We start from the raw sequence: 16627 nt of genomic DNA, 5'->3' as shown, positions 1-16627 counted from the left end.
GGTGCCATGACCAGAGATAACTCCCGACGTAACCGCACCCTCCCTGTCCGCTCGGGCGCTCCTGTGAGCAGGAGCGCCGGTCCCGGCGGCTGGTGCGCATCCAATCTCATTCTCGCGATGATGGCGGTCCTGTTCGCCGCCGTCGTCGCTCTCGAAATTCTCACGGCCTGACCGACCCTCATCGGTCGCCCTGTTTCAAACGCTGGAGCCTCTTCATGAGCCAGTCCAAACAAGCGAGCATCCTCGATTCTCGCATTCTCGTGCCGGCCATTGCCGACGCATTCAAAAAACTCAACCCGCGCACGCTTGCGCGCAATCCGGTCATGTTCGTCGTGGCGACGGTATCGGTGCTCACCACCGTTCTGTTCATTCGCGATCTCATCATCGGCAGCGCCAATCTCGGCTTTTCCTTCCAGATCAATCTCTGGCTCTGGTTCACCGTGCTGTTTGCCAATTTCGCCGAAGCCGTCGCTGAAGGGCGCGGCAAGGCGCAGGCGGATTCGCTGCGCCGCACCCGCACCGAAACCCAGGCGAAACTGCTGACCGGTGAGGATCGCAGCCAGTATAAAATGGTGGCGGGTACCAGCCTGAAGGTGAACGATGTCGTCCTCGTCGAGGCAGGCGAGATCATACCCTCGGATGGTGAAGTCGTCGAAGGCGTTGCCTCCGTCAACGAGGCGGCGATAACAGGCGAATCCGCACCCGTCATCCGCGAATCCGGCGGCGATCGCTCGGCCGTCACCGGCGGCACGCAGGTGCTTTCAGACTGGATCAGGGTTCGCATCACCGCCGCTGCCGGTTCCACCTTCCTCGACCGGATGATTTCGCTCGTTGAAGGTGCCGAGCGCCAGAAAACGCCGAACGAAATCGCGCTCAACATTCTGCTTGCGGGCATGACGCTGATCTTCGTTCTGGCCACGGCGACAATCCCGAGCTTTGCCGTCTATGCCGGTGGTTCGATCCCGATCATCGTGCTGGTGGCGCTGTTCGTGACGCTTATCCCGACCACCATCGGCGCCCTCCTGTCGGCCATCGGCATTGCCGGCATGGACAGGCTGGTGCGCTTCAATGTGCTTGCCATGTCTGGCCGCGCTGTAGAGGCTGCCGGTGACGTTGACACACTGCTACTCGACAAGACCGGCACCATCACGCTCGGCAACCGGCAAGCGACCGAATTCCGCCCTGTCACCGGCGTTACCGAGCAGGATCTGGCCGATGCGGCGCAGCTTGCATCGCTGGCCGACGAAACGCCGGAAGGCCGTTCCATTGTCGTTCTCGCCAAGGAAAAATACGGCATCCGCGCCCGCGACATGCAGAGGCTGCACGCTACATTCGTGCCCTTCACTGCCCAGACCCGCATGAGCGGCGTCGATTTCGAAGGTTCTTCCATTCGCAAGGGTGCGGTCGATGCCGTTCTTTCCTATGTCGACGGTGGTGCTCCGCAGCAGGGCAATACGGCGCTCGCCGTTAAAACCGAAACCGATGCCACCCGCGACATACGCACCATTGCGGAAGAGATCGCCAAGACCGGCGGCACACCGCTTGCCGTGGTGCGGGACGGAAAGCTGCTTGGCGTCGTGCAATTGAAGGATATCGTCAAGGGCGGCATTCGCGAGCGTTTCGCGGAGCTTCGCCGCATGGGCATCCGAACAGTGATGATTACCGGTGACAACCCGATGACGGCCGCTGCGATTGCGGCAGAAGCCGGGGTCGATGATTTCCTCGCCCAGGCGACGCCGGAAAACAAGCTGGACCTCATCCGCGAGGAACAGGCCAAGGGCAAGCTTGTCGCCATGTGCGGTGACGGCACGAACGACGCCCCGGCACTGGCGCAGGCCGACGTTGGCGTCGCCATGAACACCGGCACGGTCGCGGCGCGTGAGGCCGGCAACATGGTCGATCTCGACAGCGACCCGACCAAGCTCATCGAGATCGTGGAAATCGGCAAGCAATTGTTGATGACACGCGGCGCGCTGACCACATTCTCCATCGCCAACGACATCGCCAAATATTTCGCCATCATCCCGGCGATGTTCCTGGCCTTTTATCCGCAACTTGGCGTTCTGAATGTCATGGGCCTTTCGACGCCGCAAAGCGCGATCCTGTCGGCCATCATCTTCAACGCGCTCATCATCATAGCGCTCATCCCACTCTCGCTGAAGGGCGTCAAATACCGCCCGATCGGCGCCGGCGCGCTGCTGTCGCGTAATCTGGTCATCTATGGCCTTGGCGGCATCATCGTGCCCTTCATCGGCATCAAGGCCATCGACCTCGCCATTACGGCGCTTGGTCTCGCCTGAGGAGTATAGAAATGTTGAAACAGCTACGTCCCGCACTGGTGCTGATCCTTGCCACCACCGCCATCACCGGCCTTGCCTATCCTCTTGGAATGACGGGCCTTGCACAGGCGATCTTCCCCTTTCAGGCAAATGGCAGCCTGATCGAGAAGAATGGCACCGTCGTCGGATCACAATTGATCGGGCAGGCCTTCGCCGGCGAGAAATATTTTCACGGCAGACCTTCCGCTGCCGGCGATGGCTACAATGCCGCGTCGTCTTCCGGCTCCAACCTCGGTCCGACGAGCGCGAAACTCATTGACCGGGTAAAGCAGGACTATGAGACGGCAAAGGCCCAAAACCCGAGCGCTGACGTTCCCGCCGATCTGGTCACGGCGTCGGGCAGCGGTCTTGATCCGCATGTGTCGCCTGAGGCCGCTTATTTCCAGGTCTCGCGCGTCGCCAAGGCAAGGGGCATGGATGAGGCCTCGCTTCGCGCTATCGTCGAACGCCATGTCGAAGGGCCGGAACTCGGTTTCATGGGCGAACCAGTCGTAAATGTTCTGGCTCTCAACATGGCTCTTGACGCAGCCGGCTCATGACCTGAAATGGCTATGGCTTCTTTGGAGCCATCGCCTCGACCACTGGTGGGTTAAATGCCTGACGATATCAGCAATATGCCGAGCAGACCGTCGCCGGATGCGCTGCTGGAAAACGCCCGGCGAGAGGCGCGGGGCCGGCTGAAGATTTTTCTGGGCGCGGCGCCCGGTGTCGGCAAGACCTATGAAATGCTGATGTCCGGCCGGGCAAAGCTTGCGGATGGCGTCGACACCATCATCGGTGTCGTGGAAACGCATGGTCGCAAGGAAACCGAAACGCTGGTGCAGGGCTTCGAAATCATTGCGCGCAGGCGCATCGATTATCGTGGTCAGGTGCTGGAAGAGATGGATCTCGACGCCATCCTCGCCCGTCGCCCCTCACTCGTTCTGGTCGATGAGCTGGCCCATACCAATGCCGCCGGCAGCCGCCACCCCAAGCGTTATATGGATGTTCAGGAAATTCTGGCGCAGGGCATCGACGTTTATACGACGCTCAACATCCAGCATGTCGAAAGTCTGAACGATGTGGTGGCGCAGATCACCCGTATCCGCGTGCGCGAAACGGTGCCGGATAGCATCATCGACCGCGCCGACGATGTCGAAATCATCGATATCACTCCCGACGATCTGATAAAGCGCCTGCAGGACGGCAAGGTCTATCTGCCCCGCACCGCACGGCGCGCCATCGAGAATTATTTTTCACGCGGCAATCTGACGGCCCTGCGGGAGCTTGCGTTGAGGCGCACAGCCCAACGGGTTGACGAGCAATTGCTCAACCACATGCAGTCGCATGCCATTTCCGGCCCATGGGCGGCGGGTGACAGGGTTCTGGTCTGCCTCGATCATGGCGGCAACGGTCCGGGTCTGGTGCGATATGCCCGCCGGCAGGCGGATCGCCTACGTGCGCCATGGACGGCGCTGCATCTCGATACGCCCCGCTCGCAGCAATTATCGGAAGTGGACAAGGACCGGCTGGCCGGCACCATGCGGCTCGCCCAGCAGCTCGGCGGCGAGACGGTGACCTTGCCGGCGCTCGATCTGACGCGAGAGATCATTTCCTACGCCAACGCCAATAATTTCACCCACATCATCATCGGCCGCCCCAGAAAATCCTGGTGGCAGAGAATTCTGCAGCGCTCGCTGACGCATGATCTGATCGACCATGCCGGCGATATCAGCGTGCATGTCATCTCCGGCGACAAGAGCGAGGAAAAACCAGCGCAGAGCGTGAAGCCGCTGTTAGTGCAATCACGTTTCTCGGTGCTGCCCTATCTCAAGAGCACTCTGTTTGTCGGGCTGGCGATCCTGGTCGGTATCGTGCTTGACCAGACGCTCGACGTTCAAAACCTGGCATTGGTGTTCCTGATGGCGGTTCTGGCCGCTGCCGTGCGCGGCGGGTTGGCGCCGGCGCTTTATGCCTCCGTGCTCGGTGCCGTCGCCTTCAACTTCTTCTTTCTGGAGCCGCGTTACACGCTGACGGTGAGCGCACCCGATAGCGTCGTCGCCCTGCTGTTTTATTTTGGCGTGGCGCTTATCGGCTCGAACCTCACGGTCGCCGTGCAACGGCAGGCGGCGTCCGCGCGTGCAAGGGCGCGAACCACCGAGGACCTTTATCTGTTTTCCAAAAAGCTGGCAGGCACCGGCACGCTGGACGACGTGTTGTGGGCGACCGCTTTCCAGATGGCGTCAATGCTGAACGTCCGGGTCGTTCTGCTGCTGCCGGAAAACAATACGATTGCGGTCAAGGCCGGTTATCCTCCCGACGATACGCTGATGGATGCGGATATAGCGGCAGCCCAATGGGCCTGGGAACACAACAAGGCTGCGGGAAGGGGCGCGGATACGCTGCCCGGCGCCAAACGGCTTTATCTGCCGCTGCGCACCGGCAGCGGCGCCGTCGGCGTCGTGGGGCTGGACGATGACCGGCTCGGCCCGCTTCTTACGCCCGAACAGCAGCGCATGTTCGATGCGCTGTCAGATCAGGCAGCACTCGCCATAGAGCGCATTCAGCTGGTCTCGGATGTTGACCGTGCAAGGCTTGCGGCGGAGACCGACCGGCTGCGCACCGCGCTTTTGACCTCCATCTCCCACGACCTGAAAACGCCGCTCGCCGCCATTCTGGGTTCGGCCGGAACGCTGAAGGATTTTGCCGACGACATTCCGCCCGATGCGCGCACCGAACTGCTTTCGACGATTGTTGAGGAATCCGAACGGCTGAACCGCTTCATCTCCAACCTGCTCGACATGACGAGGATCGGCTCGGGCGCAATGGAGCCGAATTACGGGCTGCATTTCGTTGGTGACATGGTCGGAACGGCATTGTCACGGGCGGCAAAAATCGTCGTCAGGCACGAGATCGTTCTGGATATTCCCTCTGACCTGCCGATGCTGAAGGTCGATCCGGTGCTTTTCGAACAGGTTCTGTTCAACCTCATCGACAATGCGGCAAAATACGCGCCCGAACACACCGCAATTGACATTCGCGGGTGGCGGCAGGGCAGACATGTTTTCCTCGCCGTTGCCGATGAGGGGCCGGGCATTCCCCCTGATGATACGGAGCGTGTGTTCGACAGTTTTTACCGGGTGCGCAAGGCCGACCACGTGCAGGCCGGAACAGGGCTCGGGCTTTCCATCTGCAAGGGGTTCATCGAGGCCATGGGCGGGTCGATCCGGGCGGAAAACAGGCAGGGTCGATCAGGCGCGCAATTCACGATAGGTTTACCGGTTCCCACCGAGCCGCCTGTGCTAGATCATGACTAGGGCGCGATTTCAGGAATCATTCGCGTGCCTTGCCATGCCGCCAAAGGAGATCGGAAATGACCAATTCCGCCGTCCGCATTCTGATCGTCGATGATGAGCCGCCGATCCGCAAGCTTTTGCGGGTAGGCCTCTCGACGCAGGACTATGCGGTCAGCGAGGCGATGAATGCCCGCGTCGCGATGGAGCTGGTGAATGAGGACAAGCCCGATCTTGTGGTTCTCGATCTTGGCCTGCCGGATATGTCGGGCCATGATCTCCTGGCAAAATGGCGGGGGGAAGGGCTTTCCCTGCCCGTCATCATCCTTTCCAGCCGAACGGACGAAGCGGGTATCGTCAGGGCACTGGAACTGGGAGCGGATGATTACATCACCAAGCCTTTCGGTATGAACGAGCTCGTCGCCCGCATCCGCGTCGCCCTGCGCCATCGCCTGCAGACCCAAGGGGAGAAGCCGATCTTTCAGACTGGTGATCTCTCGGTTGATCTCGTCAGGCGTATCGTGAAAGTGGAGGACCGGGAGGTGAAACTTTCGCCCAAGGAATATGATATTCTGCGGGTTCTGGTGCAGCATGCGGGCAAGGTTCTGACGCACCGTTTCCTGCTGGAACACGTGTGGGACGAACTCACTGACGTGCAATATTTGCGGGTCTATGTGCGGCAGCTTCGCCAGAAAATCGAAAAAATCCCGGACCAGCCGCGCTACATTCTGACGGAGACCGGTGTCGGTTACCGGTTGCAGGAAGTTTGAGTGCGTCGTTAAGGCGAAGCGCCCACACTGCCGCCTCTCCTCCGTCATCCTCGGGCTTGACCCGAGGATCCATTCCCGGTGAATTTAGTACATCCTCGGGTCAAGCCCGAGGATGACATCCAATTTGTGAAGAGCGATACCATCACTCTTCGGACACTGTTATGAAACGACACCATGAAATATCAGACGGAAGCGCAGATCGACAGGAATTCGTCCACGTCGCTTTCGGTCGTCGCAAAGCTGGTGACCATGCGGATCAGCACTTCGTCCTTTCCGACCTTTTCCGGCATGTCGCGCGGCACCAGCCAGTCATAGAACTTCGCGCCCTTTTCCGTTGCCGCTTCGGCGGCGGCCTTTGGCAGAATGGCGAAAACCTCGTTTGCGGTGGTCGGCCATGCCAAGCGCGCGCTGTTGAGCGAGGCAAAGCCGGCGCGCAGCCGGTTGGCCATGGCATTGGCGTGGCTTGCAAGGCCAAGCCAGAGGTCGTCCTGCAGATAGGCCTCGAACTGCGCGGCGATGAAGCGCGACTTCGAAAAGAGCTGGGCGGTGCGCTTGCGCAGGAAGGCGAAGTCTTTGGCAAGGGCCGGATCGAAAAACACGATTGCTTCCGCGCACCAGCAGCCGTTTTTCGTGCCGCCGAAAGACAGGACGTCGACGCCGCGTTTCCAGGTCATTTCGGCAGGCGTGGTGCCGAGTGCGGCAAGCGCATTGGCAAAACGCGCGCCGTCCATGTGCAACGGCAGGCCGTTCTCCCTGGCGATCTTGGCGATCGCGTCAATTTCATCGAGGGTATAGACCGTGCCGGCCTCGGTTGCCTGCGTCATGGTGATGGCTGCGGCGCGCCCGTGGTGAACAGCATCCTGCGGATAACGTGAAATACGCTCGATCAGGTTTTCCGGCAGCATTTTGCCGTTTGGCCCTTCAACGGCGACCATGCGCATGCCGGAGAAGAAATCCGGCGCGCCGCACTCATCCTCGATGACGTGGGCTTCGGAGTGACAGAAGGTCAGGCCGCCGGGGCGGGCGATGCTTGCCAGCGAAAGCGAATTGGCCGCCGTGCCCGTCGCGACGAAGAATACTGCCACTTCGCGCTCGAATATCTCATTGAAGCGTTTTTCTATGGAAAGGTCGAGGGCGCTGCTGCCGTAAGCTGAGGCAAACCGGGTGGATTCCCGGGAAAGCCGTTCGTTGATGGCAGGGTGGGCGCCGGCCCAATTGTCTGAAGCAAAAAACATCTCTGAAGGCTTTCCGATGGCTGAGGTTCTGGTTTGGCAATGCGTGGCCGATGACCGGCCAAAGTTCTAGGACCTAACTTGGCGATTGGCAAATCCGGCAATGAAAGCAATGGGTCGAGCCGCTTTGCGACAGAAAGTTTCGCGCAATAGGTCAGTATCGAAACTTCGCTGCAAATCGGTAGTGCGACTAATTGGATTCGCACCCTTGCTAAATCCGCCAGTTTCTGCCAAAATTCTTCCGAATTGAGACAGCTTTGCTGTCCTAAATTTGATCGAACCGGGTTGAGTGCGGATTTTTCGGGAAACGGAAATTCGTGTCGAGCCGGATCTTCGCATGAAACCATGCAAGTAATTTTGCAGGAGGGACAAAAATGACGAACAAGCCGCAGGCCGAGATCGCCGCCGCCACCTTGACCACAGACTGTCCCACCGCGGCTGCGGCCGCACCCGTTTCTGCGAAGGGGCGTTTCGCAGGCGGCTTGCCTGAAAAGCAGGGTCTTTACGATCCGGCCAATGAACATGATGCCTGTGGTGTCGGTTTCGTTGCCCATATGAAGGGTCAGAAGTCGCACCAGATCGTCAAGGACGGCCTGTTCATTCTCGAAAACCTGACGCATCGCGGCGCAGTCGGCGCCGATCCGCTGATGGGTGATGGCGCGGGCATTCTCGTGCAGATCCCCGACCGCTTCTTCCGCGAGGAAATGGCGGCGCAGGGCGTAACGCTGCCGAAGGCCGGCGAATATGCCGTTGGCCATATCTTCATGCCGCGCGATCCGTCCCGTATCGATCACTACAAGAAGGTGATCGTTGATGTTATCGGCGAGGAGGAGCAGCAGTTTCTCGGCTTCCGCGATGTGCCGGTTGACAATGCCTCGCTCTCCAAGGCTCCGGATATCGCCGGAACCGAGCCGCACCATGTTCAGGTTTTCATCGGCGCCGGGCGTGACGCCGCCACCAATGCCGATTTCGAGCGCAAGCTGTTCCTCATCCGCAAGGTGCTGTCCAACCGCATCTACGACGAGGGCGGCGGCAAGGAGACGCAGGATTTCTATCCCGTATCGCTGTCCTCCTCGACCATCGTCTACAAGGGCATGTTCCTCGCCTACCAGGTAGGCGCCTATTACAAGGATCTGGCGGATCCGCGTTTCGAATCCGCGGTTGCCCTGGTGCATCAGCGTTTCTCGACGAACACCTTCCCGTCCTGGAAGCTCGCGCATCCCTACCGCATGGTCGCCCATAACGGCGAAATCAACACGCTGCGCGGCAACGTCAACTGGATGGCGGCGCGTCAGGCGTCGGTATCGTCGGCGCTGTTCGGCGACGATATCTCCAAGCTCTGGCCGATCTCTTACGAAGGCCAGTCGGACACTGCCTGCTTCGACAACGCGCTCGAATTTCTCGTGCGTGGCGGTTACTCAATGGCCCATGCCGTGATGATGCTGATCCCGGAAGCCTGGGCCGGCAACCAGTCCATGTCGGCCGAACGCAAGGCATTCTACGAATATCATGCCGCGCTGATGGAGCCGTGGGACGGCCCGGCCGCCGTCGCCTTTACCGATGGCAAGCAGATCGGCGCGACGCTCGACCGCAACGGCCTGCGCCCAGCGCGCTATCTCGTCACCGATGATGACCGCATCATCATGGCGTCTGAAGCCGGCACGCTGCCGGTGCCGGAAGAGCGCATCGTCAAGAAGTGGCGCCTGCAGCCCGGCAAGATGCTGCTGATCGACATGGAAAAGGGTTCGATCATTTCCGACGAGGAAGTGAAGCACGAACTTGCCGCCAAGCACCCTTACCGCACCTGGCTCGACCGCACGCAGCTCATCCTCGAAGAGCTGAAGCCGGTTGAACCGCGCGCGTTGCGCCGCGACGTGTCGCTGCTCGACCGCCAGCAGGCCTTCGGTTACACCAGCGAAGATACGAAGCTCCTGATGTCGCCCATGGCGACCACTGGTCAGGAAGCCATTGGCTCCATGGGCACCGATACGCCGATTTCGGCCATGTCGGAAAAGTCGAAGCTGCTTTACACCTATTTCAAGCAGAACTTCGCGCAGGTCACCAACCCGCCGATCGACCCTATCCGCGAAGAACTGGTGATGAGCCTCGTCTCCTTCATCGGTCCACGCCCGAACATTCTCGATCACGAGGGTGCCGCCCGCGCCAAGCGTCTGGAAGTGCGCCAGCCGATCCTGACCAATGGCGATCTGGAAAAGATCCGCTCCATCGGCCACACGGAAGACCGTTTCGACACCAAGACGCTCGACTTCACCTATGATGTGGAGCGCGGTGCCGAAGGCATGCCTGACATGCTCGACCGCCTGTGCGAGCGCGCTGAATCGGCAGTTCGCGGCGGTTACAACATCATCGTTCTCTCCGACCGTCAGCTTGGCCCGGACCGCATTGCGATCCCCGCCCTGCTGGCGACGGCCGCCGTGCACCATCACCTGATCCGCAAGGGCCTGCGCACCTCGGTCGGCCTCGTCGTTGAAACCGGTGAGCCGCGCGAAATTCACCATTTCTGTCTGCTCGCCGGTTACGGTGCGGAGGCGATCAATCCCTATCTCGCCTTCGACACGCTGCTCGACATGCACAAGCACGGCGCTTTCCCGAAGGAAGTCTCCGACGACGAAGTCGTCTATCGCTACATCAAGGCGGTCGGCAAGGGCATCCTCAAGGTCATGTCCAAGATGGGCATTTCCACCTACCAGTCCTATTGCGGCGCGCAGATTTTCGACGCCATCGGCCTGTCGTCGGAATTCGTCGAGAAGTATTTCTTCGGCACCGCCACCTCCATCGAGGGTGTGGGTCTGACCGAGATCGCCGAAGAAACGGTGACACGCCATACGGCCGCCTTCGGCAAGGACCCGATTCTTGCCAACACGCTCGATATTGGCGGCGAATATGCCTATCGCATGCGCGGCGAAAGCCACGCCTGGACGCCGGATGCGGTTGCCTCGCTGCAGCACGCCGTGCGCGGCAACAGCCAGGAGCGTTACCGCGAATTCGCCGGCATGGTGAATGAGACGGCGCTGCGCATGAACACCATCCGTGGCCTGTTCAAGGTCAAGTCGGCGGAAGCGCTCGGCCGCAAGCCTGTTTCCATCGATGAGGTTGAACCGGCGGTCGATATCGTCAAGCGTTTCTCGACGGGCGCCATGTCCTTCGGCTCCATCAGCCGCGAGGCGCATACGACGCTTGCGATTGCCATGAACCGCATCGGCGGCAAGTCCAACACCGGTGAAGGTGGCGAAGAATCCGACCGTTACATGCCGCTCTTGAACGGCAAGCCGAACCCGGAACGCTCGGCCATCAAGCAGATCGCATCCGGCCGCTTCGGTGTGACGACGGAATATCTCGTCAATGCCGACATGCTGCAGATCAAGGTGGCGCAGGGTGCCAAGCCCGGCGAGGGCGGACAATTGCCCGGCCACAAGGTGGATGCGACGGTTGCCAAGACCCGGCATTCGACGCCGGGAGTCGGCCTCATTTCGCCGCCGCCGCATCATGATATCTACTCTATCGAAGATCTGGCGCAGCTGATCTACGACCTCAAGAACGTCAACCCTGAAGCGGATGTTTCGGTAAAGCTGGTGTCGGAAGTGGGCGTCGGCACGGTTGCGGCCGGTGTCGCCAAGGCGCGCGCCGACCACATCACCATTGCCGGTTTCGATGGCGGCACGGGTGCTTCGCCGCTGACGTCGCTGAAGCATGCCGGTTCCCCATGGGAAATCGGCCTTGCCGAAACTCAGCAGACGCTAGTGCTGAACGGCCTTCGTTCGCGCATCGCGCTGCAGGTGGATGGTGGTCTGAAGACCGGCCGCGACGTCATCATCGGCGCGCTGCTCGGTGCGGATGAATTCGGCTTTGCCACCGCGCCGCTGATTGCGGCTGGCTGCATCATGATGCGCAAGTGCCATCTCAACACCTGCCCGGTCGGCGTCGCAACGCAGGACCCGGTTCTGCGCAAGCGCTTCAAGGGCACGCCGGAACATGTCATCAACTACTTCTTCTTCGTGGCCGAAGAAGTGCGCGAAATCCTTGCCTCGCTTGGCGTTACCAAGCTGGACGAGATCATCGGCGCTTCCGAGCTGCTCGAAAAAGATGAGATGCTGGCGCACTGGAAGGCCAAGGGTCTGGATTTCAGCCGCATCTTCCACAAGGTCGAGGCCCCGAAAGAGGCAACCTTCTGGACCGAGCGCCAGAAGCATCCGATCGACGATATTCTCGACCGCAAGCTGATCGAGAAGTCGCTGCCTTCGCTCGAAAACCGCGAGCCTGTCGTTTTCGAAGTGCCGATCAAGAACGTCGACCGTTCCGCCGGCGCGATGCTATCCGGCGCGCTTGCCAAGCGCTGGGGCCACAAGGGCCTGAAGGACGATACGATCCACGTGACGCTGCGCGGCACGGCGGGCCAGTCCTTCGGTGCGTTCCTGGCCCGTGGCATCACCTTCGATCTGGTGGGCGACGGCAACGACTATGTCGGCAAGGGTCTGTCGGGTGGCCGCATCATCGTGCGCCCGCCGGAAAACACCCGCATCGTCGCGGAAAACTCGATCATCGTCGGCAACACCGTTCTTTACGGCGCAATCACCGGCGAGTGCTACTTCCGCGGTGTCGCGGGTGAGCGTTTCGCGGTGCGCAACTCCGGTGCGGTCGCGGTTGTTGAAGGTGTCGGCGATCACGGTTGCGAATATATGACTGGCGGCATCGTGGTCGTTCTCGGCGAAACGGGCCGTAACTTCGCGGCCGGCATGTCCGGCGGCGTGGCTTATGTTCTCGATGAGACGGGTGATTTCGCCACACGCTGCAACATGGCCATGGTCGAGCTGGAGCCGGTTCCGGAAGAGGACGACATGCTGGAGAAGCTGCATCATCACGGCGGCGACCTCATGCACAAGGGACGTGTAGACGTTTCCGAGGACATGACGCGCCACGATGAGGAGCGCCTCTACCAGCTGATCTCCAACCACTTCCATTACACGAACTCGTCGCGTGCCAAGGATATACTCGACCGCTGGAGCGAGTTCCGCCCGAAGTTCCGCAAGGTCATGCCGGTCGAATACCGTCGTGCTCTTGAGGAAATGGAGCGCATGCGCATGGGCGTGGCGGCGGAGTAATCCGCCGCGTGAGGATACTACACCAACTGGTCTCGCTGATGATCGCGGCCGCCGTTCCAACGGCGGTCTACTGGACGAGCGGCGAGACTGGATTTGAGTTCATCGTGCTGGGGGCGGTTTTCGGTTTCGCCACCTGGTACTGGGGCCCGACAGGCGCTCCGCTTTGATGTGAGGACATAAACGTGGGCAAGGTTACAGGTTTTCTGGAGATCGACCGGCAGGTGGGCAAGTATCAGCCCGCATCGGATCGTATCCGCCATTTCCGCGAATTCACCATTCCGATGTCGGATGCCGAGGTGCAGAAGCAGTCGGCACGCTGCATGGATTGCGGCATTCCCTATTGTCACGGCCCGACCGGCTGTCCCGTGCACAACCAGATCCCCGACTGGAACGATCTGGTCTATAACAACAACTGGGAAGAGGCGATCCGCAACCTCCATTCCACCAACAATTTCCCGGAGTTCACCGGCCGCGTCTGTCCCGCGCCTTGTGAGGAGGCGTGCACGCTGAACCTCGAGGATGCACCGGTCGCCATCAAGACCGTCGAGCAGGCGATTGCCGACAAGGCGTATGAATTGGGCTTCATCGTGCCGAAGCCGGCGACGATCCACACCGGGAAAAAAGTTGCCGTCATCGGTTCCGGCCCCTCGGGCATGGCCGCCGCACAGCAGCTTGGCCGCGCCGGTCATGAAGTGCATGTCTACGAGCGTGAATCCAAGCCCGGCGGGTTGCTGCGTTACGGCATCCCGGATTTCAAGATGGAGAAGAACTTCATCGATCGCCGTGTCGAGCAGATCAAGGGTGAAGGCGTCACCTTCCATTGCGGCGTCAATGTCGGCGTGGATGTAACGGTCGAGGCGCTTCTGGCCGACCACGATGCCGTTCTTTATTGCGGTGGTTCGGAAACCCCGCGTCCGGCCGGTATCGGCGGTGCTGAGCTTCAGGGTGTGCATGACGCCATGCCTTACCTCGTACAGCAGAACCGCCGCGTTGGCCGCGAAAACATCGACAGCATCGGCTGGCCTGCCGATCCCATCCTCGCCGGCGGCAAGCATGTTGTCGTTGTTGGCGGCGGCGATACGGCGTCTGACTGCGTCGGTACGGCCTTCCGCCAGGGTGCGGTGAAAGTCACGCAGCTCGACATCCGCCCGATGCCGCCGGAAAAGGAAGACAAACTCGCGGTCTGGCCTTTCTGGGCAACCAAGATGCGCACGTCGTCCTCGCAGGCCGAAGGCGCCATTCGCGAGTTCCAGGTCGCCACGCTCGAATTCGTTGGCGAAGACGGCGTTCTGACCGGCGTGAAGTGCTGTCAGGTGGATGACCGGCGCAAGCCCATCGCCGGCACGGAATTCATCATCAAGGCCGATCTCGCCTTCATCGCCATCGGCTTCTCCGGCCCCTTCACCGATAGCGTGCTGAAGGAAATGAATGGAAAGCTGACGCTCAACACCGATCGCCGCGGCTCTACCAATGTGGTCGCCAATGAGACGGACTACAGGACCTCGGTCGAAAAGCTGTGGGCGGCGGGCGACGTTCGCCGCGGTCAGTCGCTGGTGGTCTGGGCCATCCGCGAAGGCCGCCAGGCGGCACGCGCAATCGACGAGGCGCTGATGGGCGCAACCGTCCTGCCGCGCTGAGCCGGTTGATGCGGCGCAAGCCGTCGTAACGAAAACAGAAAGGCCTGTTGTGTTTCACAACAGGCCTTTTGTTTGACTGGAGAACCGGAACGCGATGGAGGTCTCGCATTCAGGGGGACGGACAATATATCGCGCCTGAGAATTGCAATAATATTACGTGCTTCAAAAGACAGGACTGGTTCAGCAATAGGGGAGGCTGATGCGAAAGGAGGCCCCGCCAGCGGGAGAATCACTGATGGTGATCTCTCCGCCATGGTAGCGGACGATTTCCTGCACGAGGTTGAGGCCGAGCCCGGTGCCGCGATCCTTGGGCCTCAACCGGTGGAATGCGTCGAACACGGCTTCCCGGTCCTCTTCGGGAATTCCGTTGCCTTCGTCGGAGATGTCAATCACGCGGTTGGCCCCCACTTTTATGGTGATCGTTCCGCGATTGCCGCCATGTTCGATGGCATTTTGCACGATGTTCATCAGGGCGCGTTGCAGCGAGGCGTCATCGGCAAGGGCGAGGATAGGCTCTTCTTCCGGCTCGAACGAAAGCTCGTAGCCTTGAGAGATTGCAAGCGGCGCCATATCTGCCACGACCGACCTGCAAAGGCCGACCAGATCAAGCGGGATGAGGGGCGCCTTTTGCCCACCAAGTCGCTGCAGATCGAGCAATTGTTCGGCAAGCACGGCGATACGGCTGGCATCTGCCAATATCCTGCTCCGGTCCGGCCCGTCCAGCAGCGTTTCGACACGGGTCTGGAGAATGGCGACCGGGGTTCGCAATTCATGGGCGGCATCGAGGATGAAGCGCTTGTGTCGCTCATAACCATCGTCCAGCCGTTGCAGCGCGCCGTTGACGGCATGAACGAGCGGCTGCACCTCCCGTGGAATATCGGCATCCGGTAACCGATATCCGCGCTTGTCGATATCGATGGTTTCCGCCGTGTGCGCAATGGTGGAAAGGGCGAGAAATTCCCTGCGAATGATCCAGGGAATGGTCACGATCGTGACGATGGACATGAGAATGAGGATCGGCAGGATCAATATGTTGGAGAACAGCAGAACCGGGAATGTCATGCTGAACGGACCGCCTTTGCCGATCATGACGAACTCGCCCGCCGGTCCGGAAACGCGGCGGACAACGGCGATGCGCACGACGGCAAGATAGGAATAGGACAAGGCCGCGTCGCGCACATCGGAAACCCTGATATCGCTGAGCTGCTGATCCATATTGAATGCTTCGGGCACTGGCCCGCCCTGCACGACATCGCCCTTTTCGCCGACCGCGACGAACCAGAAATCGGGCATGTTGCTGCGCATCTCGATGAAATCTTGCGTCTCCTCGAGCACCAGTCGACCGTCCTTGTCCCGCACGATTGCATTGGCGGTAATCTGGGCTGCCTGCGGGCTGAGCAGGGCGCTGCCTGCACCGCCGCTCGACAGATAAGCGACGATCGCAGCACTGACGATGAAAAGGCTGCCGATCTGGAACAGCAGCAATTGAATCGTCAGGCGACGCTTGAGCGATTTCCTCCCGGCCAGCTTCATGCGGCTGCCCTCAGAAGATAACCAACGCCGCGAATGCCGTGGACTTCGAGGCCCGCATCCGCCGCCTGCAATTTGCGGCGCAGGCGCGAAATGTGGGAATCAAGCGCATTGGACTGGATCTCGTCGTCGAAATTATAAACGGCCTCTTCGAGCACCGATCGCAGCACCGTCCTGCCCTGCCGGCGCAGCAGGGCTTCGAGAATGAGCAGCTCGCGTCTCGTCAGGGGAATGAACTCCCCCTTGATGCGCACCTCCCGGGTTTCGAAGCAAAATTCCAGCTTGCCCAGTTTCGCCGTCATCGTCACGGTGCCGGCCGGTCTGCGCATCAGGGCGCGGATGCGGGCCAGAAGCTCCTCGACGGCGAAGGGTTTGCCGAGATAATCGTCGGCTCCAAGGTTCAGGCCGTTCACCCGGTCCGCAAGCGTTCCCTGCGCCGTCAACACGATGACGGGCGGGGTGACGGGCAGCAGGCGCAGATCTTCTATGAGTTCGATGCCGTCGCCATCCGGCAATTGCCGGTCGAGCACGACAAGATCGTGAACGCCGTCCATGATCGCATGGCGGGCAAGGTCGAGCGTGCCGACATTGTCCACGATGATATCGAACCGGTGCAGGGCGGCGGACAGGGCTGCTGCCATTTCGCGTTCATCTTCAACAAGCAGCAGGCGCATGAATTGTTCTCGGCAATGTCTGGGCGCGCTTTCCGTGCAAGGTGTCGCGCATG

Annotated in this window: 10 protein-coding genes and 1 pseudogene; 8 read left to right on the top strand and 3 right to left on the bottom strand. The window is 60.6% G+C overall.

The genetic code is table 11. The features are described from left to right. Nucleotides 1–6: 6 nt before the first annotated feature. Genes JZY08_RS19330 through JZY08_RS19310 form a run of 5 tightly spaced genes read left to right on the top strand, consistent with a single transcriptional unit; the run spans nt 7 to nt 6381 of the window. Entirely contained in the window at nt 7–171 is a 165-nt protein-coding gene (locus tag JZY08_RS19330) for a hypothetical protein (RefSeq protein WP_167373927.1), read from the top strand. A gap of 44 nt (nt 172–215) precedes the next feature. Next, nucleotides 216–2300, top strand: a complete 2085-nt coding sequence (kdpB, locus tag JZY08_RS19325; protein WP_216333211.1) for a potassium-transporting ATPase subunit KdpB — start codon at nt 216–218, stop codon at nt 2298–2300. Nucleotides 2301–2311: 11 nt separating this feature from the next. Next, entirely contained in the window at nt 2312–2878 is a 567-nt protein-coding gene (gene kdpC / locus JZY08_RS19320) for a potassium-transporting ATPase subunit KdpC (protein ID WP_216333210.1), read from the top strand. A gap of 54 nt (nt 2879–2932) precedes the next feature. Beyond that, nucleotides 2933–5635: a sensor histidine kinase KdpD gene (locus tag JZY08_RS19315; protein WP_137039222.1), complete on the top strand. Its 2703-nt coding sequence runs from the start codon at nt 2933–2935 to the stop codon at nt 5633–5635. A gap of 56 nt (nt 5636–5691) precedes the next feature. Then, nucleotides 5692–6381 (top strand): response regulator transcription factor, encoded by a 690-nt coding sequence (locus tag JZY08_RS19310; protein WP_216333205.1) that lies wholly within the window; start codon nt 5692–5694, stop codon nt 6379–6381. A 182-nt stretch (nt 6382–6563) separates the two neighbouring features. Here the strand turns inward: JZY08_RS19310 and JZY08_RS19305 are convergent, their stop codons facing one another. Next, complete coding sequence (locus JZY08_RS19305; protein WP_003497736.1) at nt 6564–7616, bottom strand: low specificity L-threonine aldolase; 1053 nt, start codon at nt 7614–7616, stop codon at nt 6564–6566. A gap of 476 nt (nt 7617–8092) precedes the next feature. On the opposite strand from JZY08_RS19305, the pseudogene gltB reads away from it, so the two are divergent. From gltB to JZY08_RS19290, 3 genes and pseudogenes are all read left to right on the top strand, one after another. Beyond that, a pseudogene (gene gltB / locus JZY08_RS19300) lies at nt 8093–12733 on the top strand (glutamate synthase large subunit); the annotation flags it as partial. A gap of 8 nt (nt 12734–12741) precedes the next feature. Then, nucleotides 12742–12900 carry a hypothetical protein gene (locus tag JZY08_RS19295; RefSeq protein WP_216333525.1) on the top strand — a complete coding sequence of 53 codons (159 nt, stop codon included), beginning with the start codon at nt 12742–12744 and terminating at the stop codon, nt 12898–12900. A gap of 15 nt (nt 12901–12915) precedes the next feature. After that, on the top strand, nt 12916–14370 hold the full coding sequence (locus JZY08_RS19290; RefSeq protein ID WP_216333203.1) for a glutamate synthase subunit beta: 1455 nt from the start codon (nt 12916–12918) through the stop codon (nt 14368–14370). A gap of 180 nt (nt 14371–14550) precedes the next feature. Here the strand turns inward: JZY08_RS19290 and JZY08_RS19285 are convergent, their stop codons facing one another. After that, complete coding sequence (locus JZY08_RS19285; RefSeq protein WP_082185325.1) at nt 14551–15903, bottom strand: HAMP domain-containing sensor histidine kinase; 1353 nt, start codon at nt 15901–15903, stop codon at nt 14551–14553. Further along, a complete protein-coding gene (locus JZY08_RS19280) occupies nt 15900–16574 on the bottom strand; it encodes a response regulator transcription factor (protein WP_035242915.1) in 675 nt (224 codons plus the stop codon). Before JZY08_RS19280 ends, JZY08_RS19285 begins: the two co-directional genes overlap by 4 nt. Between the last annotated feature and the right edge of the window lie 53 nt (nt 16575–16627).

This window comes from Rhizobium sp. X9 (assembly GCF_018873185.1).
Taxonomy (GTDB): domain Bacteria; phylum Pseudomonadota; class Alphaproteobacteria; order Rhizobiales; family Rhizobiaceae; genus Agrobacterium; species Agrobacterium oryzihabitans.
The sequence above is the reverse complement of the archived record's forward strand: the minus strand, read 5'-3'. Positions and strand labels throughout refer to the sequence as shown.

Excerpts from the sequence above, each read along its gene's own strand:
- JZY08_RS19305 (WP_003497736.1), bottom strand. The coding sequence starts at position 7,616 with ATGTTTTTTGCTTCAGACAATTGGGCCGGCGCCCACCCTGCCATCAAC.
- JZY08_RS19310 (WP_216333205.1), top strand. The coding sequence starts at position 5,692 with ATGACCAATTCCGCCGTCCGCATTCTGATCGTCGATGATGAGCCGCCG.
- JZY08_RS19315 (WP_137039222.1), top strand. The coding sequence starts at position 2,933 with ATGCCTGACGATATCAGCAATATGCCGAGCAGACCGTCGCCGGATGCG.
- kdpC (WP_216333210.1), top strand. The coding sequence starts at position 2,312 with ATGTTGAAACAGCTACGTCCCGCACTGGTGCTGATCCTTGCCACCACC.
- JZY08_RS19330 (WP_167373927.1), top strand. The coding sequence starts at position 7 with ATGACCAGAGATAACTCCCGACGTAACCGCACCCTCCCTGTCCGCTCG.
- kdpB (WP_216333211.1), top strand. The coding sequence starts at position 216 with ATGAGCCAGTCCAAACAAGCGAGCATCCTCGATTCTCGCATTCTCGTG.
- JZY08_RS19280 (WP_035242915.1), bottom strand. The coding sequence starts at position 16,574 with ATGCGCCTGCTGCTTGTTGAAGATGAACGCGAAATGGCAGCAGCCCTG.
- JZY08_RS19285 (WP_082185325.1), bottom strand. The coding sequence starts at position 15,903 with ATGAAGCTGGCCGGGAGGAAATCGCTCAAGCGTCGCCTGACGATTCAA.